The sequence below is a fragment of the Paenibacillus sp. RC67 genome (assembly GCF_030020805.1).
Taxonomy (GTDB): domain Bacteria; phylum Bacillota; class Bacilli; order Paenibacillales; family NBRC-103111; genus Paenibacillus_S.
Window position 1 is genome coordinate 2,816,329 of sequence record NZ_CP125098.1, and the last position, 20,745, is coordinate 2,837,073.

Below are 20,745 nucleotides of genomic sequence, written 5' to 3' on the forward strand. Positions count from 1 at the left end.
GAAAGGGGCTACCGCCCAATGAGTTTTTTTAAACGATTAAAAGAAAGTATTTCCACCAAAGCCGAAGCGGTTACGAATAAATTTAAAGAAGGCTTATCCAAAACACGTGACGTATTGGTTGAGCGGGTAGAAGATTTGTTCAGCAGGCGCAAAAAGATCGACGAAGACTTCTATGAGGAGCTGGAAGAAATTCTGATCGGTGCTGACGTAGGGGTCAACACGGTGATGAAGCTGGTCGAGGATCTTCGTGCGGAAGTTCGCAAACGGAAAATCGAGGAGCCGAGCGAGCTGCAGCCTATTTTGACTGAAATGATTATTCAACTGCTGAAGGGTGAAGAGAACGCTTCTCTGAAAATGGCGGATTCGGGACTTACCGTCATCTTATTCGTAGGTGTGAACGGGGTGGGCAAGACGACAACCATCGGTAAGCTGGCTCATCATTTGAAGTCGCAGGGCAAAAAAGTTCTTCTTGCTGCAGGGGACACATTCCGTGCAGGGGCAATCGAGCAGTTGGAAGTATGGGGGCAGCGCGTTGGTGTTGATGTTATCAAGCAGCAAGCGGGATCAGATCCCGCAGCCGTCATGTTCGATGCGCTTCACGCAGCCAAAAACCGCGGTGTGGACGTTCTGCTGTGCGATACAGCCGGACGATTGCAAAACAAAGTGAACCTGATGGACGAGCTGAATAAAATATACCGCGTTATTCGACGTGAGGTTCCTGAAGCTCCGCATGAGGTGCTCCTTGTGCTCGACGCTACGACGGGTCAAAATGCATTGAGTCAGGCGAAGCTTTTTGATGAGAAGACAGGCCTTACTGGGTTGGTTTTGACTAAGCTCGATAGTACAGCAAAAGGCGGAATCGTCGTTGCGATTCGTCAGGAGCTGAATCTACCTGTGAAGTTCGTAGGACTTGGTGAAAAAATGGACGATTTGCAGCCGTTTGACTCCGATCAATTTGTTCATGCTTTGTTCAGCCGCTGGATTCCTGAAGGAGAAAAACAACAGGATGAGCCGGCAAAACCATAGTTTGTTTCACTTAAAATAGTGTGACAAGGAAAAGAGCTTGACATCATTCTCCGTTTTGGGTATTATAGGTCTTGTTGGTCCTGTAAAGTGTTTTACCTTAACGGAGGCGGGGCACTGTGACGGAAGAAAATGCATTGATGAAGACAAACCGGATTAATCTGCTGTTTGACTTTTATGAGAAGCTGTTGACTGAGAAACAGCAATTGTTTTGCAAGCTATATTTTCACGATGATTATTCGCTTGGCGAAATTGCTGCAGAATTCAAGATCAGCCGTCAAGCAGTATATGAGCATATAAAACGTTCGGAGTCCGTATTGGAGGATTATGAGATTAAGCTGCAACTGTTAGCTAAGCATGAAGAACGGCAGCAGTTGACTCAACAGTTTGATTCTCTTTTAACCGGATTAGCTGGTGAAGAGAGGAAGCAAGCGCAAGCGCTGTTGGGGCGATTAAGTAATCTTGATTGACCGGTTTGCAACAAACTTAAACGATGATATAAATGTATAAAGATAGATAAGTAACGCTCAAGAGGTGAATTCGCATGGCATTCGAAGGATTAGCGACCCGATTGCAGAATGTGTTCAGCAAGCTGAGAGGCAAAGGAAAGCTAACGGAAGACGATGTTAATGAGGCGCTGCGTGAAGTTCGTCTCGCGCTTCTTGAGGCGGATGTGAACTTTAAGGTAGTGAAGGAATTCATCGCTAAGGTGAAGGAACGCGCTATCGGACAGGAAGTCCTTGAGAGCTTTACACCGGCTATGGTCGTCGTCGATATCGTGAATAAAGAGCTCACGGACCTTATGGGCGGCTCGCAGAGTAAGCTGGCACGGTCGAATCGGCCACCGACAGTAGTGTTGATGGTCGGGCTGCAGGGTGCAGGTAAGACTACAGCAACCGGTAAGCTTGCCAAAATGCTTCTTCAGCAAAACCATCGTCCACTTCTGGCCGCAGGCGATATTTACCGTCCGGCAGCCATTAAGCAGCTGCAAGTACTCGGCGAGCAATTGAAGGTTCCCGTATTCACTATGGGAGATCAAGTGAGCCCTGTAGAAATTGCAAAGAACGCTTTGCAGCATGCCAAGGATAATGGTAACGATTATTTGATCGTCGATACGGCAGGACGACTGCATATTGACGAGGCTCTAATGGATGAGCTGAAGCAGATTGTTACAGCTATTAGTCCGGATGAGATTTTGTTAGTCGTAGATGCTATGACAGGGCAGGATGCAGTAAACGTTGCGGAGAGCTTCCATAAGCAGCTTGAACTAACCGGTGTGGTGCTGACCAAGCTCGATGGAGATACACGTGGCGGTGCGGCCATTTCGGTTAAAGCCGTAACAGGATGCCCGATTAAATTCGCCGGTATTGGTGAGAAGCTGGATGCGCTTGAACCTTTCCATCCAGACCGGATGGCTTCACGGATTCTCGGTATGGGCGACATGCTCACATTGATCGAGAAAGCTCAAGCTGGTATCGATGCTGAGAAGGCCAAGGAAATGGAACGCAAAATGCGTACCGCGGAGTTTACCTTCGATGACTTCCTTGACCAAATGGAGCAGGTGAAGAAGCTAGGCCCATTGGATCAAATCTTGGATATGCTGCCTGGAGCTAATAAGATGAAGGGCATGAAGGATCTCAAGGTGGATGACAAGCAAATGGCTCGGATCGCCGCCATCGTTAAATCTATGACGAAGGAAGAACGGCAAAATCCGGACATGCTGAGTCCAAGCAGACGTAAACGGCTTGCTGCGGGAAGCGGAAACTCCGTGCAGGATGTGAACCGATTCATTAAGCAGTTTGACGATATGCGTAAAATGATGAAGCAGTTTTCAAGCATGATGGGACCTAAAGGACCTAAAGCTTTGAAAAACCTGAAGGGCAAGCTTGGAAAAGGAATGAAGTTCCCGTTCGGTTGATCCGATCGTGGAATGATATATAATTATTGTTTATTCTATGTTGGAGGTGATTTTCTAATGGCAACTCGTATTCGTCTTAAACGTATGGGTGCTCACAAAGCTCCTTTTTACCGTGTGGTAGTTTCGGATTCCCGTTCCCCACGTGACGGTCGTTTCATCGAAGAGATTGGTACTTACAACCCGGTTGCACAACCAGCCGTTGTTAATATCGACGAGGAAAAAGCGCTGAAATGGCTTCAAACCGGTGCTCAAGCTTCTGATACTGTTCGCAACCTGTTCAGTCAAGCTGGCATCATGAAGAAGTTCCATGAGTCCAAACTGCAGAAGTAATCTGCCGATTCGGAGGGTGTTATGAAAGATCTAATAACCGTTATCGCTAAGGCGTTGGTTGATCATCCCGAAGAAGTAAAAGTGAATACGGTGGAGGATGACCGCAGCATCACGTTCGAACTTTCTGTTCATCCCGACGATGTCGGTAAAGTGATCGGTAAGCAAGGGCGCATTGCCAAAGCACTTCGTACCGTAGTCACCTCGGCTGCAGTAAAAGAAAGCAAGCGTGTTTCGGTTGAAATCGTGTCATAATGGACACCATGAGAGTTAGGAGAAATCCTAGCTCTTTCTTTTCTTCTGAAAAAAGAATATTCAATTAGATCCTATAACCTCTCTAATACCATGAAGCTCATTATCAATTTGAGAGGACGGCGTTAGAGAGTTTACTTTATACATAATGATTTGATGTACGGAGTTGGAGGGCAAAATGAGCGAGAAATTGTATACGGTCGGCAAAATAGTCAATACACACGGAATACGGGGGGAACTGAAAATCGTTCCTGAGACAGATTTTCCTGATGAGCGTTTCGCTAAAGGGAGTACTCTTGTATTTTTTGACCCGCAAAAAGAAACTACATTCCCTGTGACGGTAGAATCGGCGCGTGAGCATAAAAAAATGTTCATGATAAAGTTTAAAGGCTTCGAAAATATTAATGATGTAGAAAAGTACAAGGGCTGGCTTCTGAAAGTGGAAGAAAAGTATTTGAGCGAGCTTTCTGACGATGAATTTTATTATCATGAAATTATCGGATGCGTTGTGTTTACGGACGAAGGAGAGAAGCTTGGTATTATAAGTGAGATTTTGTCTCCTGGTGCTAATGATGTGTGGGTAGTAGATCGTGAATCCGGCAAACCGGTATTGATTCCATATATTGATGATGTGGTACTTGAAGTAGATGTAAAAGAAAAACGGGTGAAGGTATCCCTGATGGAAGGCCTGCTGGATTGATGAGAATCGATGTACTCACTTTATTTCCTGCTATGTTCGACGGCGTGTTTTCCTCCAGTATTTTAGGGAAAGCTCGTGAAAAAGGAATCGTCGAGCTCAACACAGTTAATTTTCGTGATTATTCCAATAATAAACATAATACGGTTGACGATTACCCGTACGGCGGCGGTGGAGGTATGGTGTTAAAGCCAGAGCCGATATTTATGGCCGTAGAAGCTTTGACAGAGCCGTTGTCGAGTCGACCTAGGATCGTCCTCATGTGTCCACAGGGAGAACCGTTTACACAGCGTAAAGCGGAGGAATTGGCCAAAGAAGAGCACTTGATCTTCGTTTGCGGTCATTACGAGGGCTATGATGAACGGATTCGCGAGCATTTAGTGACAGACGAGCTATCCATAGGCGATTATGTGCTGACGGGCGGTGAGCTGCCTGCCATGGTCGTTATTGATAGTGTAGCAAGACTGCTTCCAGGAGTGCTGGGCAACGAAACATCGGCGGTCACAGACTCATTCAGCACTGGTTTGTTGGAATATCCTCACTATACCCGACCTGTTCAGTTTCGAGAGTGGGAGGTTCCGGATATTTTACTGTCCGGTCACCACGCGAATATTGAGAAGTGGCGAAAGCGCCAGGCTATTTTACGTACATGGCAAAAACGGCCTGATTTATTGGAGTCGTATCCACTTACTAAGGAAGAACAGCAATGGTTGAAGGAGATTCAGCAAGAATTTGAGAGAAAAACAGAGTAAATAGGCTGCTTTTCTATTATCTTAATGATATTGATAAATTCAAGTTGTGTTTGCCTCTCAGTTATGATATTATATACAACGTTGTGGCAATTTGCCCGATTACGGTGGTCCTCTACGCATAACAACAAGAGAATCGACATCAGAGGCGGAATGAACACCTGTGTGGAAGGAGGGAGTCATACATGAGTCTAATCCAGGAGATTACTAAGGAACAATTACGCCAAGATTTGCCAAGCTTTCGCCCAGGCGATACAGTGAAAGTTCACGTTAAAGTTATCGAGGGTTCCCGCGAACGTATTCAGCTGTTCGAAGGTGTTGTAATTAAACGCCGCGGCGGCGGAATAAGCGAAACTTTTACCGTTAGAAAAATTTCTTACGGTGTTGGCGTTGAAAGAACGTTTCCGGTAAATTCACCGAAGATTGATAAGCTTGAGGTGGCTCGCCGTGGTAAAGTTCGTCGCGCGAAGCTATACTACTTGCGTGGTCTTCGCGGTAAAGCGGCAAGAATTCAAGAAATTCGTTAAGACGAAAACAAACGGGGGCTTGTTTACCAAGCTCCTTTTCGTTTTTTATCGAGGACTGAAATTTATGGAAGAAAGGGCAGGTCTTTATGGAGCAAGAACAAACCGTAGACAAACCGAATCCAGTCAAGAACGAAGTTTGGGAATGGGTTAAAGCGCTGCTCATTGCCGCAGCTCTCGTCTTTTTTATCCGCTGGTTGATTTTTGCCCCGTTTATTGTGGAAGGGCCGTCCATGGAGCCTAACTTTTATACCGGTGAACGCTTGATTGTAAACAAAATCATTTACGATATACGCAAGCCTGAGAGAGGCGAGGTGGTCGTATTTCATGCCACCAAAGAGAAAGATTACATAAAAAGAGTCATTGCATTGCCTGGAGAAACCGTAAAGGTGGAAGGCGATAAGGTGTATGTCAACAACAAAGCGCTGGATGAACCTTATTTGCAGAAGGCACTGGATGACGCTGCAAAAAAAGGGATACCCTATAATTCAAGAAATTTCCCAGAAAAATTGATTCCGGAAGGAACGGTTTTTGTTATGGGGGATAATCGATCGAATAGCTCAGACAGCCGCGATATCGGTCCAGTCAAGTTTGAGCAGATTGTTGGACGCGCCGATTTAATTTTTTGGCCGTATAACAAAATAAGCTTGGTTCATTTTTAGAAAATAGCTATGGAAAAGAAGTTGAGGTGACCGTATGACGATTCAATGGTTTCCAGGTCACATGACAAGAGCCCGTCGTCAAATTCAGGATAAGCTGAAGTTGATTGACGTTGTGATTGAGCTGTTGGATGCACGAATTCCATTATCCAGCAGAAACCCGATGATTGATGAAATTTTGCAGAACAAGCCACGATTGGTGCTGCTGAACAAAAACGATTTGGCCGACCCAGCTGCGACTGAGAAATGGGTTGCTTATTTTGCAGAGCAGGAGCTCCAGGCTCTACCTGTCGATGCAGCTAACGGGAACCAGATGAAGGAAATCATGGCTCGCTGCAAGCAGCTCATGTCCACTAAAATCGAGGCGCAGCTTCGTAAAGGAATTAAACCTAGAGCGATCCGTGCTTTGATCGTAGGGATTCCCAATGTTGGGAAATCGACACTGATTAACCGCCTCGCAGGTCGTAAAATTGCAGCCACAGGAGATAAGCCTGGTGTAACCAAAGGACAGCAATGGATCAAGGTTGGTTCCGAGATGGAACTCCTCGACACTCCTGGTATTTTGTGGCCGAAATTCGAGGATCAGCAGGTTGGTTTGCGGCTTGCTGCTACCGGTGCGATCAAGGAAGAATTATTGAACACAGTAGATATTGCATTCAATACAATGAAATATCTCACCGTTCAGTATGGAACCTCTCTTAAGGAGCGATTCGGCATTGATAAGCTTCCCGAGGATCCAAATGATACTGACGCCATAGTAGAAGTTATGGAAGCGATAGGACGCAAAAGAGGCGCTCTAATGAGCGGCGGTCGTGTTGACCTGGAAAAGGCATCCTTAACGATCTTGAGGGAGCTTCGTGCAGGGAAGATGGGCAGAATCAGCTTGGAAACACCGGATGACTATAAGGATCAGCAGCCACTCTAATGGATAGGGTGGCTTTTTCTTTTTCAGAGCGGATCTTGTCGAATATTTTGTTCGTTTCGTATCCGCTAGAGATCGTTTCTAGTATAATAATGTAATACGAGTGCTAGATTAGAAAGGAATTCATACATATGTTAGAAAATGAGCGTACGCTCTGGAACGAGGGCGTCCAATATATAGCTGGCGTAGACGAGGTAGGCAGAGGCTGTCTGTTCGGTGACGTTGTGGCAGCGGCTGTTATTTTGCCGCCGGGTCTTGTGCTGGAGGAAGTGAATGATTCGAAGAAATTAAGTCATAAAAAGCGCGAGGAATTGTTCGAGGTCATTCAAAAAGAAGCGATCTCTATTGGAGTAGGAATTGTAGATGTCCACATGATAGAATCGATCAATATTAAGCAAGCGGCAAGGCTTGCGATGAAACAGGCGGTAGAACAATTGAACCCTGGAGCAGAGTATTTATTGGTTGATGCTGAAAAGGTTGATTCCCCGTTGCCCCAGATGGCACTTATTCATGGAGATGCACTTAGCCAATCGATTGCAGCCGCCTCCATTATTGCTAAGGTTACGCGTGACCGTATGTGCCTTCATTGGGATATAGAGTACCCGGAGTATGGCATTGCGCTTCATAAAGGTTATGCAACAAAGCTCCATAGGGAACGAATTGTAGAGTATGGGGCGAGTCCGCTGCATAGAAAAACTTTTTTGAAAAATATTTTGGTGCAGCAGCAGGAGTTATTTTAAAACAGCCAATATTCAAATGGCGAGATTTTCGTACTGAAATGGTGCAGTGAAGCTGCCGATATATATAATAACAAGTTATGAGATGTTAAATGATGCAGCCCCGGGAGGAGGAGATCTGTGAACATAAGCGGATTAATTAAAAGTTTTCTCGGAGATGCGCAACCATCCGAGCCTAAGACGCTGGAGCTCAAATCGGGAGAAGTTGTGAAGGGCATGGTCATGCAGGTGTTGTCGGAGCAGGATGCCATCCTCAATATTGGTGGGGTTCAGGTTAGAGCTAAACTGGAGACTCCGTTAAAACAAGGTGAAGTGACTATGCTGCAAGTACAGCCAGAATCAGCGTCAGGACAAATCGTTCTCAAACCTCTGGATGCTTCTGTAGTGAAAATCGCCGACGGATCTCTTGTTGAAATATTAAAAAACGTAGGTTTGGCGGATACAGCAAGCAATAGACAATTGATTCAAGCGCTTCATCAGGCTGGTATTACATTAAATAAGGAAACCATAAAAGCCTTAGCACAGCTGCAAAGCCAGCTTCCTGCATCCATCGCTCAGGAGGAATGGCTGCCATCTGCAATAATAGCCCAGCAAAAAGGGATTCCTCTAACTCCAGAAAGCGTGAATGCCGTCCGTGCCGCCGTAGCGGGTCCTGCATTTCATGAAACGCTGCAGCAGTTGGATTCTCAAGTGTCCAAGCTATTGAGCGACAACCCAGGCATATCTGCTTCAACCAAGGTGGCTATTGATACATTTAAACTACTGATGGCATCGGTGAGAGAAATGTCTACACAGCTGCTTCCTCAGTCCACGACTGCTGAAGATACATTAAACAATCTTAAAAGCCAGGTTCCTCAAGAAAGCAGACAGGCTTCGGCACCAACCATAAACAACAATAATCAAGCTAGTTCATTCACGACTGCGTCTGCTGCAGGCCAACAAGCCGGTTCTGTGGAAAATGAAATGGCACAAACGGCTGGGACCGCAAGAAGCATGGAACAAGCAGCTCAGACGTCTATAAGAACGGCAACCACTGGGACACCTGTAGCAGCAAATTCGTCAAATCCTGTGCCGGAACAGCAGCTTATGTCAGATCCAAAGGGAACGGCTATGGCTACTGCGCCAGCCAATGGTTCAGAACCTGTGCAAAAGATGAATCCTGGAGGTCAAGAGGCTCGTAGCGTAAGTAGTCAGACAACTGCTGCACAATCGATTAACGAACAAACGTTCTCTGGTGCGCAAAATGATAAAAAGTCACCATTTGTAAATGAGCAAGCCAAGAATGAGATAGTTCGATCTAATAATACTCCCCCTCATCCAACAGGAGGTAGTGCAGCGTCTGCATCAGTGGAATTGAAAGAGGAACAATCATCGACAGCTGTATCTCGATCAACAACTGATGCAAATGAGGGAGTTCTTACTTCTCCTAAAGGAGGCCAAGCCTCCGAGCATTGGATTCCGAAGCTGATGAAGGCTCTTGGAGTAGATCATGAGAGTCAGCTCTTCAAGCTGCCGGAAATGAAGGCCAATGAAAACCCGGTTCGAATGGACGGAGCATCACTGCAGCCTCAATCGGGTGTGCAGTCAGCTGGCTTGAACCATGAGCAATTAAAAATGGCGGATTCGCTTAAAAGCGTGCTAATGCAGTTAAGTCAGTCCCAGGACATTCCGCCTGCTATGAAAGAAACGGTTCAGCAAGCTGTACAGCAAATTACAGGACAGCAGCTGATGCTAAATTCGGATCGCAGCTCCATGTTCACACATATTACGATGTTCGTCCCGCTGTTGAATGCCAATGGGGAACAGACAGCTGCGATCCATATTCAATCCCGTAAAGGGAAGCGGGGAGAAATCGACGCTCAAAATTGCCGCCTAGTGTTCGATCTGCGCATGAAAGCTCTGGGTGATACGATGGTAGATGTGAAGGTTGTTGACCGAATTGTAAGTTTGCAGGTCATGAATGATCAGCCCTTTTTACATAATTTGCTGGATTCTTATCGAGAGGAGATAGCTTCAAGTCTCTCAGGAATCGGATACCAGTTTATTTCTTTGAAATGCAGCCCATATCCAGAAAAAGGGTTAGCTGCAGAGGAGTCTTCAACGCCTTCCAACCTTCAAGAGGCTTCATTACCAGCAAGACTACTTGACTTATACGGAAGTAAACAGTACAAGGGAATGGACGTTAAGGTATGAGTCAAGAAAGTAAAAGACAGACAGACACTGCAACGGTTCAAACGTCCATTAAAAAAGCGGTAGCACTTAAATATGCCCCGGATCAATCAAAGGCTCCCGTATTGATAGCCAAAGGGAAAGGGCATATTGCGGAAGCTATTTTGAAGAAGGCTATCGATAACGGGGTACCTATTCAGGAAGATTCATCATTGGTTGAGGTGCTCTCCAAGCTGGATCTGGATCAAGAAATTCCACCAGAGTTGTACAAGCTTGTGGCGGAGATCTTGAGCTTTATTTACCGTTCGGATCAACGTGCGAAGCAGATTAAGGAGAATTCGTATGAATGACCAAGTCATGAACCGCAAACAGTTGGGGGCACTTGGGGAGCGATATGCACTTGAGCATTTAGAGCAGAAAGGGTATCGTATTGCTGGACAAAACTGGCGCTGCCGGACAGGCGAGCTAGATTTGATAGCATGGGACGGAGATTTGCTAGTATTTGTAGAAGTCCGTACACGCAGCAGCACGCTTCGCTTCGGGACGCCTGCGGAGTCCGTCGACTATAAAAAGTGCGCACAGGTAATGGAAACGGCGCAGGTTTATGTTCATACGCAACGATTGCAAAACTATCAAATTCGTTTTGATGTCATTTCTATAGTAACAAATAAAGCTGGCAATCTAATTTCTTTAGATCAAATCACGAACGCATTTTGACGGGCAATACCCGCAGGTGCGTTTTTTGTTTGAAAAGAAAAAGCCCCTGATCTTTTATTGATCCATAGAGGCAGTTTAGATAGTAGAGGCGGTTTAACCCGAGATGAGAGTCTTTTTATCCAAGCTCCGATACTGAAGTGCTTCGGCGAGATGCGGAGTTTCAATTCGTGTGCTTCCTTCCAGATCAGCAATTGTTCGCGAGATTTTAAGAATTCGATCATAGGCTCTGACGCTGAGTCCCAGAATTTCAAATGATTTTCGCAGCATCGACTCGGCATCGCTCTGAAGCTTGCAGTGGGATCGGAGCAGCTTCCCATGTAGCTCGCTATTAAACATAATGCCGGATTCGGAGTATCGTTCCAATTGAATCTGTCTTGCACGATCAACCTGGTCTTTCATATCTTCAGAAGATAGCTGCGGCAGCGAGTCCATAATCTGGCTGTAATCGATGCGGGGGACCTCTATTTGAAGATCGATTCGATCAAGAAGCGGACCGGATATTTTCGATCGGTAATGCTCGATTTTCAAGGGACTGCATGTGCATGGATGAGATGAAGACTCTGCTCCGTAATATCCACACGGGCAGGGGTTCATCGAGGTGGCCAGAATGAAGTGAGAGGGGAATCGATAGACGGCTCTTGCACGGCCAATCGTAACAAAACGATCCTCTAAGGGCTGTCTAAGAACCTCCAATACGGCTCTGGAAAACTCCGGCAGCTCGTCAAGGAATAGAACGCCTCGATGAGCCAAACTAATTTCCCCAGGCTTCGGAATGGTGCCTCCACCTACAAGACCTGCGGCGGATATAGAATGATGGGGCATGCGAAACGGTCTCTCGCTAATAAGGCTGCTGCGATCTGCGAATTTACCCGAAGCGCTATATATTTTGGTAACGTCAAGGGCTTCCTTTTCGGACATATCGGGAAGGATGCTAGGCAACCTTTTAGCAAGCATAGTTTTACCTGTCCCCGGTGGGCCGAGCAGAAGAATATTATGCATCCCAGCGGCACAAATCATTAGAGCCCGTTTGGCGTGAAGCTGCCCGTGAACATCGCTGAAGTTTTGAGTGTGGATAGGGGTGTTTATTGAATTGCTCCCGAGTTTTATATTTCGATCGGAATGCTTTAGCATAGTATGAAACAAAGTATCGGGGTTAGTTTGAAGATTGCTAATATGAGCTAACGAACCTATCTCCATCTCTCCAATCAAGCTTGCTTCGCGATCATTATGAATCGGCACGATGGCTCGGGAAATATCATTTTCTTTAGCGGTAGCCAGCATGGAGAGTACCCCGGGAACAGGACGAATCGAGCCGTCAAGTGCTAATTCTCCAAGAATTAATGTGGACTCAGGCTGGTTAATCTTTAGCTGGCCGCTAGTTACAAGAATGCCAATAGCTATGGCCAAATCGAAAGCGGCCCCTTCCTTGCGTATATCGGCTGGAGCCAAATTTACCGTGATACGCTGCAATGGGAATGTGAAGCCGCAGTTTTTGATGGCAGCCCGGACTCTTTCCATGGACTCTTTTACTGCGCTATCGGGGAGACCAACGATACTCATCTGAGGCAAGCCGTTGCTCAAGTCAACCTCCACCTCGACAAGCTTTCCTTCAACTCCATGTAAACAAGCGCTCATTACTTTTCCATACATATCAAAATACACCCTCCCCTTAGGATCATCAGTCCATTGGGTAAAGGTGCTTCCTTATCAACCCTATTTTTATATATTGTACAAGTATTGAGCGGTATTGGCAAACGTAAAGCGAAATGGATAAACCTAACGCAAAATGGATATACAAGGTAAGGGGGTGAAAGCGATGCAGGAAAAACCTTACTTTTGTCCAAATTGCCGTTCCAACCGAATCAAATTCAGCGTGATTTCGAGCTTTTCACAACGATTTCTGAAGGATGCCATCTCCGGTACAGTTCAAGAGGTGAATGACCCGCAGCAAATACAAGACTCAGAGCCAATGATTCAATGTCTAGTCTGTAATTTCACGGGAAATGAATTAAGATTTATCAAACAGGCGGAGCGTGAACCGCGTACTATGACGCCGACCAATCCAACCTATATGTAATGTATGGTACATGATTCCAAATAGACGCACTATTTCTTGAAATACTGGGAAAAGGTGCGTCTTTTTGTTTGCTTTCCATGTCCTTGGGAATGCTATAATACGGGAAATTTTTCAGAGGCATAAAAAAGTTTGATTGAAAAAAGGAGGCATTAACCGAAAATTTAAGGAAAGTGTCGAAAAAAAGTGGTACAATAGTGAATGTTTGCTGCGATTAGCGTGGCAAGCAGGAAAAATAATGCATCATATCGAACTCTTTTTCGTTTGATGCGGGGCTTGACGTGTGAAAACGTCCAGTTCTGGTTCATATAGAAAGCTATCACTGATAGGAGGATTTTGCTAAATGAATATTCATGAGTACCAAGGCAAAGAAGTGCTGAAACAGTATGGTGTTGCCGTACCTGAAGGAAAAGTTGCTTTCACAGTTGATGAAGCTGTAGAAGCTGCAAAACAGCTTGGAACTTCTGTCGTTGTAGTTAAAGCGCAAATTCATGCCGGCGGTCGCGGTAAAGCGGGCGGCGTAAAAGTTGCGAAAAACTTGGATGAAGTGCGTACTTACGCTGAACAAATTTTGGGTAAAGTACTAGTTACTCACCAAACAGGCCCTGAAGGTAAAGAAGTAAAGCGTCTTCTCATCGAGCAAGGCTGCGATATTAAAAAAGAATACTATGTGGGCGTAGTCGTTGACCGTGCTACTGGCCGTGTAGTTATGATGGCATCCGAAGAAGGCGGAACTGAAATTGAAGAAGTGGCTGCTCACTCGCCTGAAAAAATCTTCAAAGAAGTTATCGATCCTGCTGTAGGTCTGCAAGCATTCCAAGCACGCAAATTGGCTTATGCTATCAACATTCCTACTGAATTGGTTAATAAAGCAGTTAAATTCATGATTGCTCTTTATACTGCGTTCGTAGACAAAGATTGCTCCATCGCGGAAATCAATCCTTTGGTTGTTACAGGCGGCGGAGATGTAATGGCATTGGATGCGAAGCTGAACTTTGATTCCAACGCTTTGTACCGTCACAAAGACATTCAAGCTCTTCGTGACCTTGAAGAAGAAGATGAAAAAGAGATCCAAGCGTCCAAATTCGATTTGAGCTACATAGCGCTTGATGGCAACATCGGCTGCATGGTTAACGGCGCAGGCCTTGCTATGGCGACCATGGATATTATTAAATACTACGGCGGAGACCCTGCAAACTTCCTAGATGTAGGGGGCGGTGCTACAAAAGAGAAAGTTACTGAAGCTTTCAAAATCATCCTTTCCGATGAAGCGGTTAAAGGTATTTTCGTAAATATCTTTGGCGGAATCATGAAATGTGATGTTATCGCTGATGGCGTTGTGGCAGCAGCAAAAGAATTGGGTCTGACTCGTCCGCTGGTTGTACGTTTGGAAGGTACGAACGTAGAGCTTGGTAAGAAAATCTTGAACGAATCCGGCTTGAACATTGTGGCTGCAGACTCCATGGCAGACGGAGCACAAAAAATCGTTGCTCTTGTTAAGTAATGTCCGTTCGGAGCCAACGCGTATTCATCTTCAAATAATTCAAGGGATGTGAACTATACAAATGAGTATTTTAGTGAATAAAGATACGAAAGTAATCACACAAGGTATTACAGGTTCCGTAGGTATGTTCCACACAAAAGGTGGCCTTGACTACGGTACGCAAATGGTAGGTGGCGTAACTCCTGGTAAAGGTGGCACGAACATCGACATCACTTTGGAAGACGGATCGGTTAAATCTCTTCCTGTATTCAACACAGTAGCAGAAGCTAAAGCTGCAACTGGCGCTACGGTTTCCGTAATCTATGTTCCACCTGCTTTCGCAGCGGATGCTATCATGGAAGCTGTTGATGCAGAATTGGATCTTACGATTTGTATTACTGAAGGTATCCCTGTATTGGACATGGTTAAAGTGGCCCGTTACATGGAAGGCAAAAAAACTCGCTTGATCGGACCAAACTGCCCAGGCGTTATCACTCCGGGCGAATGCAAAATCGGTATCATGCCTGGATACATCCATACTCCAGGTCACGTAGGCGTAGTTTCCCGTAGCGGAACCTTGACTTATGAAGCCGTTCATCAATTGACTACTCGTAACATTGGACAATCTTCTGCTGTAGGTATCGGCGGAGACCCTGTTAAAGGCTCCGAGTTCATCGATATTTTGAAATTGTTCAACGAAGATCCAGAAACTTACGCTGTTATCATGATCGGTGAAATCGGCGGTACTGCGGAAGAAGAAGCAGCTGAATGGATCGCAGCTAACATGACCAAACCGGTTGTTGGCTTCATCGGCGGACAAACTGCTCCTCCAGGAAAACGTATGGGTCATGCAGGCGCCATCATTTCCGGCGGTAAAGGTACTGCAGCAGAGAAAGTAGCTACCATGGAACGTTGCGGTATTAAAGTAGCTCCTACACCTTCCGAAATGGGATCCACATTGGTGAGCGTTTTGGAAGAAAAAGGATTGCTTGATAAATGTATCACTAAGTAAAGAATCGGACAGGCAAGCAGCCTTCCATTCCCTTTAAGGGAGTGGGAGGCTTTTTCATTTTTTTAGGTGCAGATTTAGCAAAAGTTGTTCTTGACGAAGGAGTGATATATACTAAATGAACAATAGAACCATTTTAATTGCGCTTCACCAGTTGGAAGGGATAGGCTGGAAAACGATTCAGCGCATCACGAGATGCTTTCCTCAGTTGTCCGAAGCGGCTCAACTAGACATCAACGATTGGCAAGAACTTGGCATTTCGAGCACCCGCGCGAATGTACTTGCAAAGGGATTGAAAGATCTTGATGCCGAACGAACAAAACAGATCTTGGCTGCATACACCACCAAAGACATCGGTATCATGACGATTTGGGATGATGAGTATCCTTCAATATTAAAGCAAACCGCTCAGCCTCCTTGGGTGCTGTATTACAAGGGAGCAGCCGATATATTGAATAGATTATGCATTGGAGTTGTTGGTACACGAACGCCTACGACTTACGGCAGAAGAGCGGCAGAGCAACTGTCTGTGTCTTTGTCTTCCGCAGAAGTGTGCGTAGTCAGCGGACTGGCAAGAGGTATCGATAGTGCGGCTCATGAAGGTGCCTTGAAGGGAACGGGAAGTACGGTAGCGGTGCTTGGCTGCAGTATTGATCAAGTATATCCCCCGGAAAATAAGGGATTGTACCAACGAATTGCCGAGCAAGGCTTGATTCTAAGTGAATACCCGCTGCACATGAAGTCTCATCCCGGATTGTTTCCTCAGAGGAATAGGATCATTGCCGGATTAAGTGCAGGAGTTCTTGTAATAGAGGCTGCATTGAAGAGCGGGTCTCTTATTACGGCGGATCAGGCGTTAGAGGAATCCAGAGATGTATTTGCTCTACCAGGTCCTATTACATCCCCGAAAAGTCAGGGAGCATTAGCCTTGATTAAGCAAGGAGCTAAGCTGGTCACTTGTGTGGAAGATATATTAGAAGAATACCCTCATTGGATATCCTTGGACACATTGACACACATTAATGCTAATCCTTCCACTCAACCAGCTCTTTCTAAGGATGAGAAGACGATCATCGATCTTTTGCATAAACAAGCCATGACCATTGATGAGCTGCTTACACATAGTCAATTTAACTTTGGACATTTGCACTCAGTTCTGTTAAATTTACTAATGACTAAACGAGTGGAACAATTACCAGGTTCTGTATACGCTATATGTTAACGATAATGGAGTCTATTTTATAAATGAAGGGGGAAGGCGCCTATGGCAGATTCATTAGTCATTGTGGAGTCACCCGCAAAAGCAAAAACCATCGGCAAATATCTAGGCAGCAAGTTTATTGTCAAAGCATCTATGGGCCATATTCGCGATCTTCCAAAGAGCCAAATTGGTGTTGAGATACAGAAAAATTTTGAGCCTAAATATATTACGATCCGCGGCAAAGGTTCCGTATTGAAGGAATTGAAGGACGCCCGGAAAAAAGTAAAAAAAGTATATCTGGCGGCTGACCCGGATCGCGAAGGGGAAGCTATTGCTTGGCACTTGGCTCATTATTTGGAGCTTGGGGAGACAGAAGCGTGCCGTGTTGTATTTAATGAAATAACGAAACAGGCCGTAAAGGATGCTTTCAAAACACCGCGGAAAATCAATATAGATCTAGTGAATGCCCAACAGGCAAGAAGAATTCTCGATCGATTGGTTGGTTACAAGATCAGTCCGCTGCTTTGGAAAAAAGTGAAAAAAGGACTTTCAGCAGGGCGTGTGCAATCCGTAGCCGTCAAGCTGATTTACGATCGGGAGAACGAAATCAAAGCGTTCGTACCGGAAGAGTACTGGTCTATCACAGCCAAGCTCTTGGCTGGCTCGTCTGAATTCGAGGCTAAATTCCATAGTGTCAATGGTGAGAAAAAAGAGCTGAAAAACGAGCAGGAAGTTAATGAAATATTGGCTTCTGTCAATAAAGCGAATTTTACTATTAATGAAGTAAAAGAAAAGGAACGCTTGCGTAATCCTTCTCCTCCATTCATTACGAGTTCATTGCAGCAGGAAGCTGCTAGGAAGCTTAATTTCCGCGCCTCCAAAACCATGTCCGTAGCACAGCAGTTATATGAAGGTATCGACTTGGGAAGCGAAGGAACGGTAGGTTTAATTACCTATATGCGTACGGATTCCACGCGGATATCTCCGGTAGCCCAAGAAGAGGCCAAAGAGTTTATCGTAGGCAAATTCGGTGAAAGCTACTACCCGGAAACACCTCGTGTTTATCTTAAAAAAGCAGCTAACGCTCAAGATGCGCATGAAGCCATTCGTCCAAGCTCTGTGCTGCGTGAACCGGATCAAATTAAAGACCATTTGAGCCGTGACCAGTTCCGTTTGTACAAACTTGTATGGGAACGATTTGTTGCAAGTCAAATGGCATCTGCTGTACTGGATACGATGACTGTCGATATTGCCGCCGGAGATAACGTATTTAGAGCTGTCGGCTCTAAAATGAAGTTCCCTGGGTTTATGAAGGTATATGTTGAAGGCAACGACGATGGTACGACGGAAGAGGATAAGCTTCTGCCTCCTTTAAAACAAGGAGATAAGGTGAAGAAAAAACAGATAGATCCGAAGCAGCATTTCACCCAACCTCCGCCACGCTATACGGAAGCAAGGCTAGTTCGTGCACTTGAAGAAATGGGAATCGGACGGCCAAGTACGTATGCTCCAACACTGGAAACGATCCAAAGACGTGGCTATGTAGCCATCGAGGAAAAAAAGTTCGTCCCTACAGAGCTGGGGGAACTGGTCATTCAACAAATGATCGAATTTTTCCCTGAGATATTGGACGTTGAGTTTACGGCTCATATGGAAGAGGAACTTGACAATGTGGAAGAGGGCAAAGAGGACTGGGTCAAAGTGTTGAGCTCATTCTATCAATCATTTGAGAAGCGTCTTGAAGTAGCCGAAGAGGAAATGGAAAAAATCGAAATTCAAGACGAGGTTTCGGATGAAATTTGCGAGAAATGCGGCCGCCATCTGGTGTATAAAATGGGTCGCTTCGGTAAATTTCTGGCCTGTTCGGGATTCCCTGACTGCCGTAATACGAAACCGATCGTGAAGGATATCGGAGTCACTTGTCCAAGCTGCAAGGAAGGTCATATTATCGAGCGGCGCAGTAAAAAAGGACGCGTGTTCTATGGCTGTGACCGTTACCCGGAATGTGAGTTTGTATCATGGGATAAGCCGGTGGAGCAGCCTTGCCCTAAATGCGGTTCTTTAGTGATAGAGAAGCGAAATAAGAACGGTGTGTTTCATCAATGCATTCAATGTGATTTTAAGGAAGAAGTACAAGAGAAAGAGTAACTAAGTTTGTGATTTTCAGGAGGTAAGCATCTTGTCAGAAATACAGAAAGTAACTGTAATCGGAGCCGGTCTGGCTGGCAGCGAAGCCGCATGGCAAATTGCCAGTCAGGGAGTGCCCGTTATTCTATATGAAATGCGTCCGGTAAAAAAGACACCGGCCCATATTTCCGATCAATTCGCCGAGCTGGTGTGCAGCAATTCGCTCCGCGCTAACGGGTTGACTAATGCCGTGGGTGTGCTTAAGGAAGAAATGCGCATTTTGAATTCACTCATTTTGCGCAGTGCGGACAAGCATGCGGTACCTGCCGGTGGGGCTCTTGCTGTAGACAGGGATGGGTTCTCAGCTGAAGTCACTTCGATGCTTCGTAACCATCCACTTATTGAAGTGCGTAATGAAGAGCTTCAGGAACTACCAGAAGGCATTACTGTTGTGGCTACAGGCCCATTGACTTCTCCATCGCTTTCAGCCCATTTGCAGTCCTTGATGGGAGAAGAATATTTATACTTTTATGATGCGGCTGCTCCAATTGTGGAGAAAGATTCGATCGACATGAGCAAAGTGTACTTGGCTTCCCGTTATGATAAAGGTGAGGCAGCTTACCTTAACTGTCCAATGTCGGAAGAGGAGTTTAACATCTTCTACGAAGCTTTGATTTCTGCCGAGGTCGCACCCATTAAAGAATTTGAGAAGGAAATTTACTTTGAAGGCTGCATGCCTATTGAAGTCATGGCCAAAAGAGGTAAGCAAACCGCTCTGTACGGGCCTATGAAGCCGGTAGGTTTGATGAACCCGCATACGAATGAGCTTCCCTATGCCGTTGTTCAGCTTCGCCAGGATAACGCAGCAGGCACGTTATACAATCTGGTAGGTTTCCAGACTCACTTGAAGTGGGGAGAGCAGAAGCGGGTATTCTCGTTAATTCCAGGGCTTGAGAATGCAGAGTTTGTTCGTTACGGCGTCATGCATAGGAATACATTTATTAATTCTCCCAAGCTGCTTAAGCCTACTTATCAATTTGTGAAGCGTGAGAACTTATTTTTTGCAGGCCAAATGACCGGTGTAGAAGGCTACGTAGAATCAGCTGCATCCGGATTAATTGCAGGTATGAACGCAGCTCGCTATGCTAAAGGATTGGATTGCCTAGTGCTTCCTCCAGATACGACTCTGGGCAGCATGGCACATTATATTACTACAGCTGATTTCAAGCATTTTCAACCAATGAACGCGAATTTCGGCTTGCTTCCACCTCTTGATGAGAGGATCAAAGTGAAGAAAACGCGTTATGAAAAAATTGCTTTACGTGCAATTGAGAAAATTCAGAATTTTTCCCAAAACGAATACAATTCCACTTGTAAGTAAAAGCTTTACTATGATACTATAAAATTGTTTTTGAACGTTTGTATCATGTTGCTTTAAATTGGATACTTGATTTAACGAACCTCTGCATCGCGGCTGCTCTGTTTGTGCGTCCTCGAACGAGGTTTTTCTATTGAATACCTGAATAAAAGGAAGCATGAAACAAGTTTATCATTGCAAATTTGCCGGAAAACTGTTTTCTTATGGAGGTATATCTTACATGGAACAAACCTTTCACGCTACTACAATATTTGCCATACGTCATAATGGAAAGTCTGCTATTGCCGGAGATGGTCAGGTAACGTTCGGAAACAGTATGATAATGAAAAATTCAGCTAAAAAGGTTCGCAGACTATACCGTGGTAAAGTAATTGCCGGATTTGCCGGCTCGGTTGCGGACGCTATTACATTGTTTGAGAAATTTGAAGCTAAGCTTGAGGAGCATCATGGCAATTTGCAGCGTTCTGCGGTTGAGCTCGCCAAAGAATGGCGTTCAGACCGTGTATTGAGAAGACTTGAAGCGATGATGATCGTGATGGATGCGAACGGTGTGCTTTTAATATCCGGCAATGGTGAGATTATCGAACCGGATGACGGCATTCTAGCGATAGGCTCAGGAGGCAGCTTTGCCTTGGCAGCGGGAAGAGCACTTCATAGATATGCACCGCAAATGAGTGCTAAAGAAATTGCTCATGCCGCATTAACTATGGCAGCAGAAATATGTGTATTTACCAATCACAATATTATTGTTGAAGAAATCGAGTAGACGACAATTAGGA

The 20,745-nt window shown here is 45.3% G+C and carries 22 protein-coding genes; 21 read left to right on the forward strand and 1 reads right to left on the reverse strand.

The features are described 5' to 3' along the window. Nucleotides 1-18: 18 nt before the first annotated feature. From ftsY to QMA13_RS12845, 14 genes are all read left to right on the forward strand, one after another. Nucleotides 19-1,026: a signal recognition particle-docking protein FtsY gene (ftsY, locus tag QMA13_RS12780; RefSeq protein WP_282941764.1), complete on the forward strand. Its 1,008-nt coding sequence runs from the start codon at nt 19-21 to the stop codon at nt 1,024-1,026. 116 nt (nt 1,027-1,142) lie between these two features. Further along, nucleotides 1,143-1,493 carry a putative DNA-binding protein gene (locus QMA13_RS12785; protein ID WP_282941765.1) on the forward strand — a complete coding sequence of 117 codons (351 nt, stop codon included), beginning with the start codon at nt 1,143-1,145 and terminating at the stop codon, nt 1,491-1,493. A gap of 74 nt (nt 1,494-1,567) precedes the next feature. Beyond that, complete coding sequence (ffh, locus tag QMA13_RS12790) at nt 1,568-2,941, forward strand: signal recognition particle protein (protein WP_282941767.1); 1,374 nt, start codon at nt 1,568-1,570, stop codon at nt 2,939-2,941. Nucleotides 2,942-2,998: 57 nt separating this feature from the next. Beyond that, nucleotides 2,999-3,271, forward strand: a complete 273-nt coding sequence (gene rpsP / locus QMA13_RS12795) for a 30S ribosomal protein S16 (protein WP_282941768.1) — start codon at nt 2,999-3,001, stop codon at nt 3,269-3,271. 21 nt (nt 3,272-3,292) lie between these two features. Further along, nucleotides 3,293-3,523 (forward strand): KH domain-containing protein, encoded by a 231-nt coding sequence (locus QMA13_RS12800; protein WP_028550398.1) that lies wholly within the window; start codon nt 3,293-3,295, stop codon nt 3,521-3,523. A 175-nt stretch (nt 3,524-3,698) separates the two neighbouring features. Further along, entirely contained in the window at nt 3,699-4,220 is a 522-nt protein-coding gene (rimM, locus tag QMA13_RS12805) for a ribosome maturation factor RimM (RefSeq protein WP_282941770.1), read from the forward strand. After that, nucleotides 4,220-4,969, forward strand: coding sequence for a tRNA (guanosine(37)-N1)-methyltransferase TrmD (gene trmD, locus QMA13_RS12810; RefSeq protein WP_282941771.1), 750 nt, complete (start codon nt 4,220-4,222; stop codon nt 4,967-4,969). Before rimM ends, trmD begins: the two co-directional genes overlap by 1 nt. A gap of 182 nt (nt 4,970-5,151) precedes the next feature. Next, nucleotides 5,152-5,493 (forward strand): 50S ribosomal protein L19, encoded by a 342-nt coding sequence (gene rplS, locus QMA13_RS12815; protein WP_282941773.1) that lies wholly within the window; start codon nt 5,152-5,154, stop codon nt 5,491-5,493. 86 nt (nt 5,494-5,579) lie between these two features. Further along, entirely contained in the window at nt 5,580-6,152 is a 573-nt protein-coding gene (lepB, locus tag QMA13_RS12820) for a signal peptidase I (protein WP_282941774.1), read from the forward strand. Nucleotides 6,153-6,186: 34 nt separating this feature from the next. After that, nucleotides 6,187-7,074 (forward strand): ribosome biogenesis GTPase YlqF, encoded by an 888-nt coding sequence (gene ylqF / locus QMA13_RS12825; RefSeq protein ID WP_282941775.1) that lies wholly within the window; start codon nt 6,187-6,189, stop codon nt 7,072-7,074. Nucleotides 7,075-7,181: 107 nt separating this feature from the next. Next, the gene (locus QMA13_RS12830) at nt 7,182-7,811 is read left to right on the forward strand and encodes a ribonuclease HII (protein ID WP_481858217.1); all 630 of its coding nucleotides are present in this window, start codon (nt 7,182-7,184) and stop codon (nt 7,809-7,811) included. Between the two features lie 117 nt (nt 7,812-7,928). Further along, nucleotides 7,929-10,001: a hypothetical protein gene (locus tag QMA13_RS12835; RefSeq protein WP_282941778.1), complete on the forward strand. Its 2,073-nt coding sequence runs from the start codon at nt 7,929-7,931 to the stop codon at nt 9,999-10,001. Then, nucleotides 9,998-10,327 (forward strand): EscU/YscU/HrcU family type III secretion system export apparatus switch protein, encoded by a 330-nt coding sequence (locus QMA13_RS12840; protein ID WP_282941779.1) that lies wholly within the window; start codon nt 9,998-10,000, stop codon nt 10,325-10,327. The genes QMA13_RS12835 and QMA13_RS12840 overlap by 4 nt, the downstream gene beginning before the upstream one ends. After that, nucleotides 10,320-10,694 carry a YraN family protein gene (locus QMA13_RS12845; protein ID WP_282941786.1) on the forward strand — a complete coding sequence of 125 codons (375 nt, stop codon included), beginning with the start codon at nt 10,320-10,322 and terminating at the stop codon, nt 10,692-10,694. The genes QMA13_RS12840 and QMA13_RS12845 overlap by 8 nt, the downstream gene beginning before the upstream one ends. A gap of 93 nt (nt 10,695-10,787) precedes the next feature. Here QMA13_RS12845 and QMA13_RS12850 read toward each other — a convergent pair whose 3' ends face one another. Next, nucleotides 10,788-12,344 carry a YifB family Mg chelatase-like AAA ATPase gene (locus QMA13_RS12850; RefSeq protein WP_282941787.1) on the reverse strand — a complete coding sequence of 519 codons (1,557 nt, stop codon included), beginning with the start codon at nt 12,342-12,344 and terminating at the stop codon, nt 10,788-10,790. Nucleotides 12,345-12,510: 166 nt separating this feature from the next. Here QMA13_RS12850 and QMA13_RS12855 point away from each other — a divergent pair, with 166 nt between their 5' ends. The 7 genes from QMA13_RS12855 to hslV all read left to right on the forward strand — a co-directional run bounded on the left by QMA13_RS12855 (nt 12,511) and on the right by hslV (nt 20,732). After that, nucleotides 12,511-12,771, forward strand: a complete 261-nt coding sequence (locus QMA13_RS12855) for a hypothetical protein (RefSeq protein ID WP_282941788.1) — start codon at nt 12,511-12,513, stop codon at nt 12,769-12,771. A gap of 340 nt (nt 12,772-13,111) precedes the next feature. Continuing rightward, entirely contained in the window at nt 13,112-14,272 is a 1,161-nt protein-coding gene (sucC, locus tag QMA13_RS12860) for an ADP-forming succinate--CoA ligase subunit beta (protein ID WP_282941790.1), read from the forward strand. Nucleotides 14,273-14,333: 61 nt separating this feature from the next. Continuing rightward, nucleotides 14,334-15,263 (forward strand): succinate--CoA ligase subunit alpha, encoded by a 930-nt coding sequence (gene sucD, locus QMA13_RS12865; protein ID WP_282941792.1) that lies wholly within the window; start codon nt 14,334-14,336, stop codon nt 15,261-15,263. Between the two features lie 115 nt (nt 15,264-15,378). Continuing rightward, nucleotides 15,379-16,482: a DNA-processing protein DprA gene (gene dprA, locus QMA13_RS12870; RefSeq protein WP_282941794.1), complete on the forward strand. Its 1,104-nt coding sequence runs from the start codon at nt 15,379-15,381 to the stop codon at nt 16,480-16,482. Between the two features lie 42 nt (nt 16,483-16,524). Beyond that, nucleotides 16,525-18,609 carry a type I DNA topoisomerase gene (topA, locus tag QMA13_RS12875; RefSeq protein ID WP_282941796.1) on the forward strand — a complete coding sequence of 695 codons (2,085 nt, stop codon included), beginning with the start codon at nt 16,525-16,527 and terminating at the stop codon, nt 18,607-18,609. A 31-nt stretch (nt 18,610-18,640) separates the two neighbouring features. Beyond that, nucleotides 18,641-19,969 carry an FADH(2)-oxidizing methylenetetrahydrofolate--tRNA-(uracil(54)-C(5))-methyltransferase TrmFO gene (gene trmFO / locus QMA13_RS12880; protein ID WP_282941798.1) on the forward strand — a complete coding sequence of 443 codons (1,329 nt, stop codon included), beginning with the start codon at nt 18,641-18,643 and terminating at the stop codon, nt 19,967-19,969. 217 nt (nt 19,970-20,186) lie between these two features. Further along, nucleotides 20,187-20,732, forward strand: a complete 546-nt coding sequence (gene hslV / locus QMA13_RS12885) for an ATP-dependent protease subunit HslV (protein ID WP_282941799.1) — start codon at nt 20,187-20,189, stop codon at nt 20,730-20,732. The last annotated feature ends 13 nt before the right edge of the window (nt 20,733-20,745 follow it).